The organism is Streptomyces sp. NPDC037301, assembly GCF_055602785.1.
The window spans coordinates 1-13,530 of record NZ_JBVJWD010000099.1 but is presented as its reverse complement, the minus strand read 5'-3'; the positions used below and the strand labels follow the sequence as shown (position 1 = coordinate 13,530).

Genomic DNA, 13,530 nt, shown 5'->3' with positions numbered 1-13,530 from the left:
AGTTGCACTCGCGTCACGCAAGAACATCTACCGGTCCAGGCCCCGCCGCGAGGGCGAATCCCACAGATTGATCACGACTCGATACGCGCCCTAGGCCCTGCGCCGCTGATCCTGGCGATCGGACCGGCCCGGGTGCCGGCCGGCCCGATCTCCCGTATGGGGTTACTGGATTCATGCGGAGGTGACGGGGCGATGGCGGGTGTCCGCGTACACCCGCGCTCTGCTCCCCGGTTCCCCGGGATCTCGTCGCACGGGCCCGATTCCTGACGTTGCCCACTGCAGTTCGAGTGCGGCCATGGCCGCGTGGGCGGTTGCTTCGTCGGCCGCGGCGATAGCTGCATCCCGCTGGGCATCTTGCTGTGCCCGCTCCGCCTGCCCACGTGCCCGGTCGAGCTGCGCCGCTGAAGGCGCCACGGATCTGGGGCGCGAGGCCGTGCGGCGGATACTCGTGCCGCGGCGGCTGCCTCCGCCGCGCAGCGAGCTGGAGGCGTAGAAGGGGCCGAGTCCGGACGAGATACGGGCTCCGTCGCTGCCGACGCTGATGCGTGCCGCGCGGGGACCGACCGACGTACGTACACCTCGTGTTGAGACCCGCACGCTCATTCCCGGCACATCGACCCGGAAGCCAAACCCCATGGCAACTCCTTTTCTCCTCAAGGAGTCTGCCACCGAACCCGCCCGCGCTGACTGGGAACGCCGTCATGCCAGGCGGAGGTGCAGGGCAGTCAGGTCCGCATGCACGTCCTGCTGATCGCCCAGTGTGTCACCGTCCGCGCCCTCAGCGGCCCAGAGGGAGCACATGGAAGGCTGCGCCCGCGAAAGGGGCCACCAAACGCAGCACCCGACGGTGGACATGTTTCGGGAGATCACCAGTTGACAGCGTCGTCCATTGACTGCTGCCAGTACGTGACCTCGAGCGAGTCGTCGATGTAAACGCCCTTGGCGGGCAGTGAGGGGTGGGCGCCCGCACCGACGCTCTCATTGCCGGAGCGGCCGTGGAAGTAGACGACCAGGGACTTCTCCGTGCGGCCGTGGGAGCCGCTGCCGTCGGCGGCGGACAGATTCACGGAGGCATAGCCGGACTCGCCCGGCTTGAGTGTGACGACGGCCTGCGGCTTGGAGTCCTCGATGACCGGCGGCACCGACTGGGCCTCGCCGAAGCGGACGGCCGGGTAGCTGTACAGGTAGCAGGTGTTGCTGCCGGTGTTGGTGACGGTGAGGAGCATGTGGTTGATGGGGCGGTTCAGCGGGGCTGCGGCGGTCTTGGTGTTGGACCCTTCGCAGGTGACCGCCTTGCCGGAGGAGGCGGGGGCATGCGCGGCCGGCTTCGAGGTGATGGTGGCCGGCTTCGCATCGCTGGGGGAGGAGGCGCGATCGGAGGATCCGGAGGCGGATGCCGGCGACGCGGGAGCGGTCGCGGAGGGCGAGGCACTCGTGGAGGAATCCGCTGACGCGCCCTCGTCCCTCACGTCCGTTCCGTCGTTGCACGCGGTCAGGGAGAGGGCGGCGAGCGCGACGGTCGCGGCGGCGGTCATAAGGCGGGTGCGGGAGTTCCGGATGCTGGACATGTGGCCGTGGCCCTTCGGTGTTCGGGTGGGTGTGGCGCTTGGATGACTGGAGCTTGTGGGGTGATCCGTCCCAGCCGCCATGGACAGCGGGGAGTTAGGGACACCGAAACACTGGAATGTGCTCTGAGCAGGGGAAACACAGTGCCCCTGGAACGCGTGAATGGGACAAGGGGGGATGGTGGAACGAGTGTCGGAGGCGAAAGGGGCCGGGAGGACGGACGAGTTCGCGGCGCTGCTGCTGGAGCTGAAGGACCGCTCAGGGCTGAGCTACGGGGCGCTGGCAAAGCGGCTGCACATGAGCACGTCGACGCTGCACTGCTACTGCAACGGCACCGCAGTGCCCAACGAGTACGCACCGGCGGAGCGCCTCGCACGGGCGTGCCGGGCAACGCCTCAGGAGCTTGTGGAGCTGCACCGGCGCTGGATCCTGGCAGACGCGGCACGAACGGGCAGGCCGGAGCAGTCCACGGCGGCCGGGGCGAGGAACGCGGGTGACACCGCCGCGGACCCGGCCCCTGCGACGGGCTCGGCTCAGGAGGCCGGTTCAGCCGGGGTGGCTCGTGGAACTGGTTCGCCGGAGACGGTGGATACCGGATCGCCGGCAGATTCGGCCGGCGCGGCGTCAACGCACGGACTTGGCGAAGGTGGTGAGCCGCTTGTCGTCGATGTGCCGCGCAAGCCCGCGCCGCCACGGCATCGCCGTAGCGCGCTGATCGCCTCCGTCGCGGTGGCCGCTGTGCTGGGAGCCGTGGCGCTCGCCGTCAATGTGCCCTTCGGCGGGGACGGGAACGACCCGGCCAGCGGGCAGCCGGCGCCGCCGGCGCGGCGGACGCCACGGAGCCGTCAGCGACAGACTTCGCCACGCTTTCCCCGAGCGGTGAGAGCCGCAGGCCGTCCGCTTCCGCCTCCACCGTCGAACCGGGCAGGACCAGGCCCGGCACATCCAACGACAGCGGCGAGCAGGGCGCGGCCGAGCCCACCAGTGGCAGCGCCGCCGTGCCGCTGAACGTCGCCTCCCGCCGCTACGTCTACGACAACCCGTGCAGCCAGCACTTCCTCGTCGACAGCGCACCCGCGCAGGTCGGCCCGCCCGCGAACGAGCAGGACGCGCCGCGCTGGGCCGCCGCCTACGGCGCGGTCTCCTCGGGGGAGCAGCGCGTCGCCCTGACCGTTCAGGGCACCGGGCAGGACACGGTCGTCCTGGAGGCGCTGCACGTACGCGTCGTTGCCAAGGGCGCGCCGCTCGCCTGGAACGACTATGCGATGGGGGTCGGCTGCGGGGGTGGCGTCGACACCAAGCGAGGCGACTGCCCGTCGATTCGCCGCTGCAGGCGCGACGGTGCTGACCGCCTCGCGCAGCGCGCCGCCGGAGGATCTGCCGGTCACTTTCATCCCTGCGGACCTCGCGACGGATGAAGGAGCAGCGGAGCTCGGCCGACGGGTCATAGACAGCGTGGGTGGGGTGGATGTCCTGGTCAACAACGCGGGCGCCGCGAGCGCCCCGGTGCCGACGCTGAAGCGGTCCGACGAGTCGTGGCGTGCGGACCTGGAGATGAACCTGCTCAGTGCCGTCCGGCTCGACCGGGCTCTGGTTCCGGGGATGGTTGAGCGGGGTTCCGGCGTGGTCGTGCACGTCTCGTCCATCCGACGCCGGAGGAGCGGAGCTGGACGCCGACCGGGCGGCCGTCAAGTTCGGTCACGAGGTAGGCCCGGTCGGGGGCCTGGGGATCTCGCCGGCCCAGGAAGTCCAGGTCGTCCCAGTGCTGCTCGGCCAAGTCGAGGGGGACGCTCAGGTTGGCCTCGCCCTTGGTGCAGTTCACAAACGCGGTACGAATCTCTCGCTCGGGCAGCAGCTTTATAAAGGGCACGTTAATTTGCCTAATCAGATTAGGCGAGTACATAATCATCGATATCAGGGATGAGAAGCGATTCGGAGGATGAACATGGCGCAGGCCGGACGGGTAGGACTGACCACGGAGCGCCTGGTCCGGGCGGGGGCAGAGCTGGCCGACGAGGTCGGCTTCGAGCAGGCGACCCCCGCGGAACTCGCCCGGCGGTTCGGTGTCAAGACCGCGAGCCTGTACTCGCACGTGAAGAACGCCCACGACCTCAAGACCAAGATCGCTCTGCTCGCCCTGGAGGAACTCGCCGACCAGGTCTCCACCGCGGTGGCCGGACGGGCCGGCAAAGACGCCCTGACCGCTTTCGCGAACGTCTACCGCGACTACGCCCTCAAGCACCCGGGGCGCTTCGCCGCAGCCCAGTTCCGGCTCGACCCGCAAACGGCGGCCGCCAGCGCCGGCGTCCGGCACGCCCAGATGACGCGGGCGATCCTGCGCGGATACAACCTGGCCGAACCGCACCAGACACACGCGGTGCGGCTGCTGGGCAGCGTCTTCAGCGGCTATGTCGGTCTGGAGACCGCTGGCGGCTTCAGCCACAGCACCCCCGACTCGCAGGAGAGCTGGACCGAAATCCTCAACGCGCTCGACACCCTGCTGCGCACCTGGCCCACCACCTCCTGACCAACCCTTCCGGCCGCCTCTGCCGACTGAACCCTCCTGGTGAACCGTTGCGGGGATTGGACACCGAACTCGCCGTCACCATCGAACGGCTGCAACGGATGCTCACGGACATCGCCCTGATCCTGCGCCAAGCCGTACCGACCGACCTTCCGCCCTGCCTGGGCGAGGCCGTCGCCCGCGCGGGCGTCTCACCGGCCGAGCGTTCGTTGACCGTCGTTATGGCCCAGGCCCTCGGCCAGTCGGTACTCGATGCCTACGCGGACACGCCGCGGATGTGCGAGCCGGACTCCGCCCTCGCCGAGTTCGACCGCCTGCCTGCCGACGCCGACGAGCAGACCCGTCAAGACCTGACCGAGCGCTTGCGCCTGGCACCCGCCGTCAAGAAGACGCTCACCGAGTTCTCGAGCTTGCAGGACCTCGGCGCCGACTCACCGCACGGGGAGAAATTCGCCCGGCGCGCGCTCGCCCTGGCCGCCCTCGACCTCTACAACCCCGCCCAGATCGACGTCCTGATCCGGATGAACTGCTGGAAGACTCATGAAGATCTTGGGTTTGGCCCTGCCGCGCGAGCGGCAGGGCCAAACTCGTCTTGTGGCGATGGGCGAGTGGATCGGCGAGAGCGTCGGGCCGGACGTGTGGGAGACGTGTCGGGATCTGATTCCGGCTGGGAGTGTGTTCGCGTTCTTGGCCGAGCATCGGGGCCGGCTGTTTCCGGCTGAGATGTTCGCGGACGTGTATCCGTCGGCGAACGGGCGGCCCAGTATGCCGCCGCAGATCCTGGCCGCCGTAATCACGCTGCAGGCCCTGCACGGGCTGTCGGACTTTGAGACGGTCCAGGAACTGCGGTGCGACCTGCGGTGGAAGGCCGCGCGTGGACGGACGTATCTTGACCACCGCCCGCACCACGACCTCCAAGCAGCCGCCCGCCACCGACCCCGCCTGGCAGGCCGACTACCGCCGCTGGAGACCCCCAGTCGAACGCACCGTCGCCTGGCTCGTCCACCACGGCAACCGCAAACTCCGCTACCGCGGCACCCTCAAGAACGACGCCTGGCTCCACACCCGAGCCGCCGCCCTCAACCTCCGCCGACTGATCAACCTCGGACTCACCCACACCAGCGGCGCCTGGCACCTCGCCCCGGCCGGCGCATGACCAAAGGGGCCGCCCGGCCTAACGGCCGGGTCTGTACGGTCAACGGTGGATCTTCGAACAGGAAGTGACACCCGATGACAGACGTACCGTCTCGTCGGCGGCCTGTCGCGCCGTCAAGCGCCCACCGGTGTCCGGGGCCCCGTGTAGTCGGCGGTTCACCTCATCTCGCTCAACACCGACGACCGCGACGGTGGGCAGGATGTAGTCCTCTTCCAGCTCGTCGACCCAGGCGAAGCGCCTCTCGGCGGCTTCAGCAACCGTCAACCCATCCATGTCGACCTTCAATCCGTCCATTCCGGACCTTGGGCAGCCCGGGCCAGCTCGGCAGATGTCAGCCTCCAGTGCTCCCCGATCGTGCTCATGCGCGGCAGACTACGCGGAGGTCCTGACAGTTCTCCCGACGCTCCGCAGGACCGCCTGTCATACCTGGTTGGCAGAGTGCCGCCGCATGGAAACGGATGAGTTCTGGCACCTCATCGAGACCGCACGCTCGCAGGCTGAGGAGATCGGCACCTTCGACCAGGCGCTGGTCGGCCTGCTGGCCGCCCGTTCGAAGAGGGAGGTCCTGGAGTACCAGGAGCGATTCGACGAACTTCACGACGCCCTTTTCCGCTGGGACGTCTGGGCAGCGGCGTACCTCATCGGCGGCGGCGGCTCGGACGACAGCTTCATCGACTTCCGCGCAGGAGTGATCGCCCAGGGACGAGGCTGGTAGGAGCGGATCGCCCTCAACCTCGATGACCTCGCGGAACACCCCTCGTCGTTGAGGCTGCAGCGGAACACGACGACGTCCTGTTCTACGAGGTGGTCAACTACTCCGCCCCATACTCGTTCAAGCAGCTCAGCGGCGGTGAAGAGGACTCCTACGAGGCGTGGAACCAATACTGGAACGACCAGCCCCGTGAACAGGTGGACGCGGAGACGGGCGAGGGCTTCGACTTCGACGACGCCGAGCAGATGCATTGTCGCCTGCCACGACTTGCCGCCCTCTACCTCACAGAGCCCCCCGCGTGACCCTGAAGAACGAACGGAATCAGCACGGTAAGGACCCTCACATCGGTCCCGCTGATCAGCCAGTTGCGCTGGTCGGCCGTGACCATCGTGGCCCGCTTGCCGAATGCCTGCCGCAGCTTGCGGGCAGCGACCAGCGGCGTACCGGGGTCGCGCTCGTTCTGCACCATGAGGACGTTCGACGGGCCCCGGTCGCTGATGCGCACCTGCGGCTCGACCGGGTTGGTCGGCCAGTACGCGCACGGGCCGATATTGGCCGCCATCGCGCCCAGCATCGGGTAGCGGAGCCGGTCGATGGCGACGTGCGCCTGGTAGGACAGAACCGAGCGCGGCCAGCGCGAGTCGCCGCAGATCACGGCGAGACGGCCAGAGGAGGAGTTCTCCAGGTTCTCCCAGGGCAGCGCGGGAGGCGGGGCCGGCAGCGGCGTGTCCGTGTCGACGGCCTTTCACAGCTTGGCCAGCTCGGTCATGCCCGCCTCGGTGCAGAGGGAGCCGAAGGTGGCACCCCGGAATAGGGTGCCGTTGACCTCCCGGACCGGCTTCTTGTCGAGGTGCGCGGCAAGCTCGTAGTACTTCGCGGTCACCTGCGCGGGGGTGGTGCCCAAGCCGTACTCGGGGTGCTCGGCGGCGAACTTCGCGAAGTCCGGGAAGCGGTCCTGGAGGCCGCGGGCGAACATCCGCAGGGCGGTCGCGTCGTAGTCGTCGGGGCCCAGGTTGCTGTCGAGCACGATCCGGTCGCTGTGCTGCGGGAACACCGTCGTGTACACGGCGCCGAGGCAGGTGCGTACGAGATCTTCGGTTCGCCCAGCGCGACCCGGATACGGTCCATGTCCCGCGCAGTGTTCGCGGTGGTGGTGTGCGGCAGCAGCGACGCCGTCTTCGAGGTGGCGCACTGCTTGGCGACGGTCTTCGCGTACGTCGCCTCTTTCGCGACGTCGGCGAGGGTGTCCGGCTGCTTCGGGAAGTTGCCCCGGGCCTGCTGCTCCGGCGTCAGGTCGCAGGTCACGGGGGTGCTGTGGCCGATGCCGCGCGGGTCGAACCCGATCACGTCGTAGGTGTCCAGGATGCTCTGTGGCAGACCGCCCAGCTTGAGCAGGGCCGGGTAGTTGAGCCCGGCCCCGCCGGGGCCGCCCGGATTGGTGAACAGCACGCCTCGGCGCTTTTCCGGCTTCGTGCTCGCCAGGCGGGAGATCGCGACCTCGATCTTCTTCCCCTCCGGGTGCCGGTAGTCGAGCGGGACCTTGAGAGTCGAGCACTCCAGCCCCGGCAGGGCGGCCTCCGGTACAGCGGGGGGCGCTGGAGGCGGTGTTCGGTCTCGGCGAACAGACGTCGCCCGACCCGCTGACGGTCGGTCTCGCCGTCCTGGGGCTGCTGAAAGAGCTGGCGCGGCAGCGTCCGGTTTGCTGCGTGGTGGACGACGCCCGGTGGATCGACGACGCTTCACGGCGGGCGCTGGTCTTCGTGGCCCGGCGGGTGACTGTCGAGCGGATCGCCGTGGTGTTTGCCGCACGTGACGTCGGCGCGGTACCCGGTCTCACGGATCTTCCGCGGTTAGCTTTCACGAGTCTGGGTGAGGAGTACGCCCGGACCGTGCTGGGGACGGCGGGGCCAGCCGGACTGGACACCGAGGTGTTCGACCGGATTCTGGCCGAGGCGCGCGGCAACCCGCTGGCGCTGCTGGAGTTCGCGCACGACGCGGGACCCTTCGGGGTGCCCAGTCCGCGGCATTCCCGGGCGAGCGTGGTGGACGCGCTGGAGGAACAGTTCGTTCACCGCTTCGAGCGGTTGCCTCCCGCCGCGCCGCTGCTGGTGGTGCTCGCGGCGGCGGAGCCGGTCGGTGATCTCGGCCTGCTGCGACGCGCCGCGAGAATCCTTGAGCTGGACACCACCGAGCTCGACGCGGCGGAGAACGCCGGGCTGCTGACCCTCGGCCCCGGCTGCGCTTCCGCCATCCTCTCGTACGCTCCGCGGTGTACGCGTCGGCCACCCCGGGGACGCGTCGGCGTGTGCACGGTGCGCTCGCCGCGGCGACCGATCCCGGGACGAACCTCGACCGAAAGGCGTGGCACCGGGCGCATGCGGTGGTGGAAGCCGACGAGGACGTCGCCGCGGAGCTGGAGCGGTGCGCGGACCGGGCGCGCTTGCGCGGCGGTTTTGCCGCAGCGGCGGCGTTCATGGAACGGTCGGGGCAGCTGACGCCCGCCGCCGGCCAGGCCGCGCGATCTCCTTGCGCGGCGCGGCCGTCCGGAACTCCAGGGCGCCCGCGTGCACGCTGAGCCGGTGCGCGAGGGCGTCGTGCATGTCACGGGCGATGGCCTCGCGGGCCAGACGCTGGGCCTGCTCGGCACGCAGCCGCGCCTCGGTCTCCGCCCGGTGTGCCCGGTCCCTGAGGCTCAGCATCAGCATCCGTTTGGAACGGACGAACATGCCCCAGCCGACGATCGACACGTTGAACAGCTCGGTGAACGCGACGACTCCGGCGTAGGGCAGGTCGGGGTAGGGGCGCAGCCAGTAGAGGAGCGGTACCAGCGCGAGGCCGACGTCGCCGATCCAGGCCACGTAGCGGAAAGGCCGGTGGACAGCAAGTGTGAACGCGGCGACCATCGCCACCCCGCCCGAGGTGTTGGACAGCAGAACGACCGGGACCATCGCGACGGCGAGGCCGACCGGCCACCGGCGCCGCAGCCATTCCGCCGCACAGGCGATCGCGCCGAGCGTCTGGTCGAGGACGGCGAGGGGGTGCGACAGGCCTGGTTCGTCTGGCAGGGAGTGCGCGGCCGTCAGGCCGAGGACGACCGCCAGCAGGAAGCAGGAGAAGTCGACGGCCCAGTCGCGCGGTACGCCGCGGCCGCCGGTCGGATGTGCGGGCGCCCGATTCCAACTCGTGGACCAGCGCGGACGGGAACAGCCACCGACACCCCGCCAGTCCCTGAGGCGCCCGCGTCGGCTCGGCAGTGGTCGTGATCGACAATTCTGACCTCGCGCTACCACGTGACGGGCTGTCCAACGGGTGATCCCGTAAGCGAAAAGTGCGAATGGCGCCGCGACACATCCAATACGGGCAGGCGTGGCGTGCGTGGCTGGTTGCTTCATGCGGTGACCTTGGCGATGAACGCGGCGAGGTTCGCGACGGTCCGCTGGACCTTCTCCTCCAGGGTGAGGGACTCGTGGAGGCGTGCGCCGATGCCTGCGTCCTTCTTCCCGCGTACATAGAGGGAGCAGGCCAGGTCGCTGCACATGTAGATGCCGACCGAGTTGCCCTGCTGTCCGGCCTTCCCGGACTTCGGCGCGACCATCAGGGAGACGCCCCCGGTGTGGGTGGTCACGCACACCGAGCACATGCTGCGCCGCATCTGCCAGGAGCCGACGCCGGAGGAGCGGAGCTGGATGCCGACCGGGCGGCCGTCGAGTTCGGTCACGAGGTAGGCCCGGTCGGGGGCCTGGGGATCTCGCCAGCCCAGGAAGTCCAGGTCGTCCCAGCACTGCTCGGCCAGGTCGCGGGGGACGGTCAGGCGCTTGGCCTCGCCCTTGGTGCAGTTCACGAACGCGGAACGAATCTCTTGCTCAGTCAGCGGTTTCATGATTGGCATGCTAGTTTGCCTAAAACTATTAGGCAAATACATAACGGTTGTCGCCGAATGGGGGAGAGGTTATGGTTAGGGCAGGGCTGACCCCGGAACGTCTGACCCTGGCGGGTGCGGAACTGGCCGACCGGGTCGCGGCCCTGGCCGGGCGTGCCGGCAAGGACGCCCTGGCTGCCTTTGCGGATGCCTACCGCGACTACGCCCGGGAGCATCCTGGTCGCTGCGCCGCCGCCCGGCTCAGGCTCGACCCCGAGACGGTGGCCGCCAGCGACGGGGTGCGGCACGCACAGATGACGCGGGCGATCCTGCGTGGCTACGACCAGACGCACGCGGTCCGGATGCTGGGCAGCGTCTTCCACAGCTACGTCAGCCTGGAGATGGCCGGGGGCTTCAGCCACACCGCCGTCGACTCGCAGGAATCCTGGGCATGGATCTTGGATTCCCTCGACGCTCTGCTGCGGAACCGGACCACGCCTTGACCAGCAGGGGGCCGCGCTGCCGGAGGCGGTCCGTCGCGCCGCGCACCGGCGCACCTGAACAATCCGGAAATCTTGATCAACAGGCTGGGACAATGAACACTGAGCACGACTGGATCACCACACCCGTCACCGCGGACATCCTGCGCGGTTTCCTTGACGTGGAACGGACCGCGCACGGCTTGCTGCCGCATCGGCTGCCCGCTCGGGCTCGCCGGCAGATCCCTGACAACCAACTGGCCGTAGCCGAGGCGCAGCCCTCCGGCGTGCGCCTGGCATTTCGTACCCGGGCCACCACCATCGAACTGGACACGCTGCCTACCAAGCGGGTCTATCGAGGTTTCCCGGCCCCGGCGGACGGCGTGTACGACCTGCTGGTTGATGGCCGTCTCGCTGCCCAGGCCACGGTGGCCGACGGTAACGTCCGCACGATCGTCGACATGGTCACCCAGTCCGCCGAACTGCGTGAGGGGCCTGCTGGCACCGCCCGGTTCACCGATCTGCCGACGGGTGACAAGGACGTCGAGATCTGGCTTCCGCATACGGAGATCACCGAGCTGATAGCCCTGCGCACCAATGCCCCGGTCGAGCCGGCGCCGGACAACGGGCGCAGGGTGTGGCTGCACCACGGCAGTTCCATCAGCCACGGCTCGAACGCCGCCCACCCGACCGCTATCTGGCCGGCTCTGGCCGCAGCCCAGGGCGGGGTGGAGCTGGTCAACCTGGGGTTCGGCGGCAGTGCGCTGCTCGACCCGTTCACCGCCCGCGCGATGCGGGACGCCCCCGCGGACCTGATCAGCCTCAAGATCGGCATCAATGTCGTCAACACCGACGCGATGCGCCTGCGCGCCTTCACCCCCGCAGTCCACGGCTTCCTCGACACCATCCGCGAGGGGCATCCGACCACGCCGCTGCTGGTCGTGTCCCCCATCCTGTGCCCGGTCCAGGAGGACACCCCCGGCCCCCTCGCGCCCGACTTCGACGGCGGGACCTTGCGGTTCAAGGCCACGGGCGATCCCGCCGAACGCGCCGCCGGGCGACTGACGCTCAATGTCATCCGCGACGAACTCGCCCGGATCGTCGAACAGCGGGCGGCTGACGACCCGAACCTGCACTACCTCGACGGCCGTGACCTTTACGGCGAGACGGACTACGCCGAATTCCCGCTGCCCGACGAGGTCCACCCTGATCCCGCAGGACACCGCCGCATCGGCGAGAACTTCGCGCGGCTAGCGTTCGCCGATGGCGGCCCCTTCGCCACCAAGACCGGCTGACCACATCGCGGTCACGCAGACCGCGACCGCTACGTAGCCGCGCTGATGCTGGGGGAGTTCCCGCCCGCGCGGCCGATGCGGGCGCCAGGTCCCAAGCGCAGGCACATGAGGCTGGTTGCGGTGGTGGCGGCGAGCGGAGCGACCGAGGGCGCCGGTGCTGTCGAGACCGTCCAGCGGGGTGCCGCCGGGGGCGGTGAGGTCAAGGATGCGCATGAGGAAGGGGTTCCGAATCAGTTGATGCCGGGGGCGTCGGGATCGTCGGTCCAGCGGTCGGTGGTCAGGGCGAAGCACAGCACGTTTCAGCACCGCCCCGATCTGGAGGCGGCGCGCGAACGGGTCGAGCGACCGATCGCCGAGGTCTTGGACCGCATCAGGACGGCCGGGCAGCTCCGCCCGGACGTGGGCGTGGGCGACCTGATGATCGCCATGAGCCAGCTCAGCAGGCCCCCGTTCGGCACGGGCTGCTTCCGCGCCGACCGCTTCGTTCACCGTCATCTCCAGCTGTTCCCGGACGGGCTGCCGGCTACGGCCTGTTCCGCGCTCCCGGGCACGGCCGTGGCCATGGAGGACCTGCGCAACAGCTGAGCGACCAGAGCGGCTGGAAGCCACCGGAGTAGTCGGCACGGCAGGGTTCACGGCCGTCGCCGTGGCCGAGTCGTCCCTTCACCACGTCCCGAAGTGGGTCCCCCCATTTCTCAAACAGCCGCGCAGGCTCCCGGCGTCCCGGACGCCGGCCGCTGGAAAGCACTCGTCTTCATCGCGCTCGCCCAGCTGATGGTCGTCCCGACGCCACCATCGTGAACATCGCCCTGCCCTCCGCCCAGCAGGACCTCGGCATCTCCGACGGCAACCGGCAGTGGGTCGTCACGGCCTACGCTCTCGCCTTCGGCGGTCTGCTGCTGTTCGGCGGCCGGATCGCCGACCTGTGCGGGCGCAAGCGGGCCTTCGTCGTCGGGCTGAGCGGATTCGCCGTCGCCTCCGCACTCGGCGGCGCGGCCACCAACGAGGCGATGATGTTCGGCGCCCCTGCCCTTCGGGGCGTCTTTGGCGCGCTGCTCGCGCCCGCCGCGCTGTCCCTGCTCGCCGTGATGTTCACGGACACCAAGAAGCGCGCCAAGGCGTTCGGTATCTACGGCGCGATCGCCGGTGGCGGCGGCGCCGCCGGTCTCATCCTCGGCGGCTTCCTCACCGAGTACCTGAACTGGCGCTGGACGTTCTTCATCAACATTCCGTTCGCGATCGTCGCCGCCGGTGCGTACCTCGTCATCCGTGAGCCGCGGGTCGGCCGCAAATCCTGCTGCTCGGCCTCGCATGGCGTTCATGCCGGCCATGTCCATGGCCACCCAGGGCGTCGAACCCCGGGACGCCGGTGTCGCCTTCGCGATGGTCAACACCTCGCAGCAGGTGGGCGGCGCGATCGGTACGGCGCTGCTGAACACGATCGCCGCCTCGGCCACCGCGTCCTACATCGCCGACCACATTGGCGGCGCGGCCACCCGGTCCCAGCAGCAGCTGGTCCAGCTGCAGGGCCAGGTGCAGGGTTACACCAGCGGTCTTGTGACCGTCGCCCGCATGCCCTCGCGCGGTCTTCGCGTCACAGGGCATCATCAGAGGTTCGCTTGCGTTCGCCCGTCCAGCCTTCCCCTTGCCTATGGCGTCTCGATGGCCGAGGCACTCTTGGGCTTGAACGCTCAGCTTCACCCCCTCCGTTGCCAGAAACGCATGTGAGCGCGGGGACGGGCCTGGACACTGGCCCGAAGTCCAGCCTCTTCAACTTCCCTTCATACGGCTGTCCTTACTTCTCCGGAGCGACCTCGTGTCGCACGCCTTGTTCGTGAGTTGTGAGAGGGAGGTTCGTGAGTTGATGTCCGCTTCTGGGTGAGGCTGGGGCAAGGCTTACGTCCGCTGGTCGGCCTCGTCCATCAACTCGTCGAGGGCC

At 69.2% G+C, this 13,530-nt stretch carries 13 protein-coding genes and 7 pseudogenes; 13 read left to right on the top strand and 7 right to left on the bottom strand.

The window, feature by feature from the left end:
• Positions 1–171: 171 nt before the first annotated feature.
• On the bottom strand, positions 172–636 hold the full coding sequence (locus ACZ7IB_RS47390) for a DUF6207 family protein (protein WP_470921437.1): 465 nt from the start codon (positions 634–636) through the stop codon (positions 172–174).
• A 230-nt stretch (positions 637–866) separates the two neighbouring features.
• Complete coding sequence (locus tag ACZ7IB_RS47385) at positions 867–1,568, bottom strand: DUF4232 domain-containing protein (RefSeq protein ID WP_470921436.1); 702 nt, start codon at positions 1,566–1,568, stop codon at positions 867–869.
• A 175-nt stretch (positions 1,569–1,743) separates the two neighbouring features.
• Between ACZ7IB_RS47385 and ACZ7IB_RS47380 the strand changes: the two are divergent.
• Both ACZ7IB_RS47380 and ACZ7IB_RS47375 read left to right on the top strand, forming a co-directional pair.
• Positions 1,744–2,876 (top strand): annotated as a pseudogene (locus tag ACZ7IB_RS47380) (helix-turn-helix domain-containing protein); the annotation flags it as partial.
• Positions 2,872–3,213, top strand: a pseudogene (locus tag ACZ7IB_RS47375) (SDR family NAD(P)-dependent oxidoreductase); the annotation flags it as partial. The pseudogenes ACZ7IB_RS47380 and ACZ7IB_RS47375, both read left to right, overlap by 5 nt.
• Here the strand turns inward: ACZ7IB_RS47375 and ACZ7IB_RS47370 are convergent.
• Positions 3,197–3,427: pseudogene (locus tag ACZ7IB_RS47370) on the bottom strand (FBP domain-containing protein); the annotation flags it as partial. The pseudogenes ACZ7IB_RS47375 and ACZ7IB_RS47370 sit on opposite strands and share 17 nt — an antisense overlap.
• 84 nt (positions 3,428–3,511) lie before the next feature.
• Here ACZ7IB_RS47370 and ACZ7IB_RS47365 point away from each other — a divergent pair.
• The 4 genes and pseudogenes from ACZ7IB_RS47365 (at position 3,512) to ACZ7IB_RS47350 (ending at position 5,246) form a co-directional block, all read left to right on the top strand.
• Positions 3,512–4,093 carry a TetR/AcrR family transcriptional regulator gene (locus ACZ7IB_RS47365; RefSeq protein WP_470921440.1) on the top strand — a complete coding sequence of 194 codons (582 nt, stop codon included), beginning with the start codon at positions 3,512–3,514 and terminating at the stop codon, positions 4,091–4,093.
• A 56-nt stretch (positions 4,094–4,149) separates the two neighbouring features.
• Positions 4,150–4,812 carry a hypothetical protein gene (locus ACZ7IB_RS47360; protein ID WP_470921435.1) on the top strand — a complete coding sequence of 221 codons (663 nt, stop codon included), beginning with the start codon at positions 4,150–4,152 and terminating at the stop codon, positions 4,810–4,812.
• Positions 4,727–4,969 (top strand): annotated as a pseudogene (locus tag ACZ7IB_RS47355) (transposase); the annotation flags it as partial. The gene ACZ7IB_RS47360 and the pseudogene ACZ7IB_RS47355, both read left to right, overlap by 86 nt.
• The gene (locus ACZ7IB_RS47350; RefSeq protein ID WP_470921434.1) at positions 4,917–5,246 is read left to right on the top strand and encodes a transposase; all 330 of its coding nucleotides are present in this window, start codon (positions 4,917–4,919) and stop codon (positions 5,244–5,246) included. The pseudogene ACZ7IB_RS47355 and the gene ACZ7IB_RS47350, both read left to right, overlap by 53 nt.
• 39 nt (positions 5,247–5,285) lie before the next feature.
• Here the strand turns inward: ACZ7IB_RS47350 and ACZ7IB_RS47345 are convergent, their stop codons facing one another.
• Positions 5,286–5,540 carry a hypothetical protein gene (locus ACZ7IB_RS47345; RefSeq protein ID WP_470921433.1) on the bottom strand — a complete coding sequence of 85 codons (255 nt, stop codon included), beginning with the start codon at positions 5,538–5,540 and terminating at the stop codon, positions 5,286–5,288.
• A gap of 154 nt (positions 5,541–5,694) precedes the next feature.
• Here ACZ7IB_RS47345 and ACZ7IB_RS47340 point away from each other — a divergent pair, with 154 nt between their 5' ends.
• Together ACZ7IB_RS47340 and ACZ7IB_RS47335 are read left to right on the top strand one after the other, a co-directional pair.
• Entirely contained in the window at positions 5,695–5,961 is a 267-nt protein-coding gene (locus ACZ7IB_RS47340) for a DUF4240 domain-containing protein (protein WP_470921431.1), read from the top strand.
• A gap of 89 nt (positions 5,962–6,050) precedes the next feature.
• Positions 6,051–6,260 (top strand): hypothetical protein, encoded by a 210-nt coding sequence (locus ACZ7IB_RS47335; protein ID WP_470921430.1) that lies wholly within the window; start codon positions 6,051–6,053, stop codon positions 6,258–6,260.
• A gap of 68 nt (positions 6,261–6,328) precedes the next feature.
• Here ACZ7IB_RS47335 and ACZ7IB_RS47330 read toward each other — a convergent pair.
• A pseudogene (locus ACZ7IB_RS47330) lies at positions 6,329–7,542 on the bottom strand (alpha/beta fold hydrolase); the annotation flags it as partial.
• Between the two features lie 20 nt (positions 7,543–7,562).
• Between ACZ7IB_RS47330 and ACZ7IB_RS47325 the strand changes: the two are divergent.
• Entirely contained in the window at positions 7,563–8,453 is an 891-nt protein-coding gene (locus ACZ7IB_RS47325) for a hypothetical protein (RefSeq protein WP_470921442.1), read from the top strand.
• A gap of 18 nt (positions 8,454–8,471) precedes the next feature.
• Here the strand turns inward: ACZ7IB_RS47325 and ACZ7IB_RS47320 are convergent.
• Positions 8,472–9,228: pseudogene (locus ACZ7IB_RS47320) on the bottom strand (sensor histidine kinase); the annotation flags it as partial.
• A gap of 118 nt (positions 9,229–9,346) precedes the next feature.
• Complete coding sequence (locus ACZ7IB_RS47315; protein ID WP_470921429.1) at positions 9,347–9,838, bottom strand: FBP domain-containing protein; 492 nt, start codon at positions 9,836–9,838, stop codon at positions 9,347–9,349.
• A gap of 71 nt (positions 9,839–9,909) precedes the next feature.
• On the opposite strand from ACZ7IB_RS47315, the gene ACZ7IB_RS47310 reads away from it, so the two are divergent.
• The 4 genes and pseudogenes from ACZ7IB_RS47310 (at position 9,910) to ACZ7IB_RS47295 (ending at position 13,319) form a co-directional block, all read left to right on the top strand.
• Entirely contained in the window at positions 9,910–10,320 is a 411-nt protein-coding gene (locus tag ACZ7IB_RS47310; protein WP_470921427.1) for a TetR-like C-terminal domain-containing protein, read from the top strand.
• A 92-nt stretch (positions 10,321–10,412) separates the two neighbouring features.
• Positions 10,413–11,591, top strand: coding sequence for a GDSL-type esterase/lipase family protein (locus ACZ7IB_RS47305; protein WP_470921426.1), 1,179 nt, complete (start codon positions 10,413–10,415; stop codon positions 11,589–11,591).
• A 237-nt stretch (positions 11,592–11,828) separates the two neighbouring features.
• Positions 11,829–12,176 carry an SbtR family transcriptional regulator gene (locus ACZ7IB_RS47300; RefSeq protein ID WP_470921438.1) on the top strand — a complete coding sequence of 116 codons (348 nt, stop codon included), beginning with the start codon at positions 11,829–11,831 and terminating at the stop codon, positions 12,174–12,176.
• Positions 12,177–12,281: 105 nt separating this feature from the next.
• Positions 12,282–13,319 (top strand): annotated as a pseudogene (locus tag ACZ7IB_RS47295) (MFS transporter).
• Positions 13,320–13,530: the final 211 nt, after the last annotated feature.

What these genes read in the sequence shown, in the direction of transcription:
- ACZ7IB_RS47390 (WP_470921437.1), bottom strand. Translation starts at nt 636, where the DNA reads ATGGGGTTTGGCTTCCGGGTCGATGTGCCGGGAATGAGCGTGCGGGTC.
- ACZ7IB_RS47385 (WP_470921436.1), bottom strand. Translation starts at nt 1,568, where the DNA reads ATGTCCAGCATCCGGAACTCCCGCACCCGCCTTATGACCGCCGCCGCG.
- ACZ7IB_RS47365 (WP_470921440.1), top strand. Translation starts at nt 3,512, where the DNA reads ATGGCGCAGGCCGGACGGGTAGGACTGACCACGGAGCGCCTGGTCCGG.
- ACZ7IB_RS47345 (WP_470921433.1), bottom strand. Translation starts at nt 5,540, where the DNA reads ATGGACGGATTGAAGGTCGACATGGATGGGTTGACGGTTGCTGAAGCC.
- ACZ7IB_RS47340 (WP_470921431.1), top strand. Translation starts at nt 5,695, where the DNA reads ATGGAAACGGATGAGTTCTGGCACCTCATCGAGACCGCACGCTCGCAG.
- ACZ7IB_RS47315 (WP_470921429.1), bottom strand. Translation starts at nt 9,838, where the DNA reads ATGAAACCGCTGACTGAGCAAGAGATTCGTTCCGCGTTCGTGAACTGC.
- ACZ7IB_RS47310 (WP_470921427.1), top strand. Translation starts at nt 9,910, where the DNA reads ATGGTTAGGGCAGGGCTGACCCCGGAACGTCTGACCCTGGCGGGTGCG.
- ACZ7IB_RS47305 (WP_470921426.1), top strand. Translation starts at nt 10,413, where the DNA reads ATGAACACTGAGCACGACTGGATCACCACACCCGTCACCGCGGACATC.
- ACZ7IB_RS47300 (WP_470921438.1), top strand. Translation starts at nt 11,829, where the DNA reads ATGCCGGGGGCGTCGGGATCGTCGGTCCAGCGGTCGGTGGTCAGGGCG.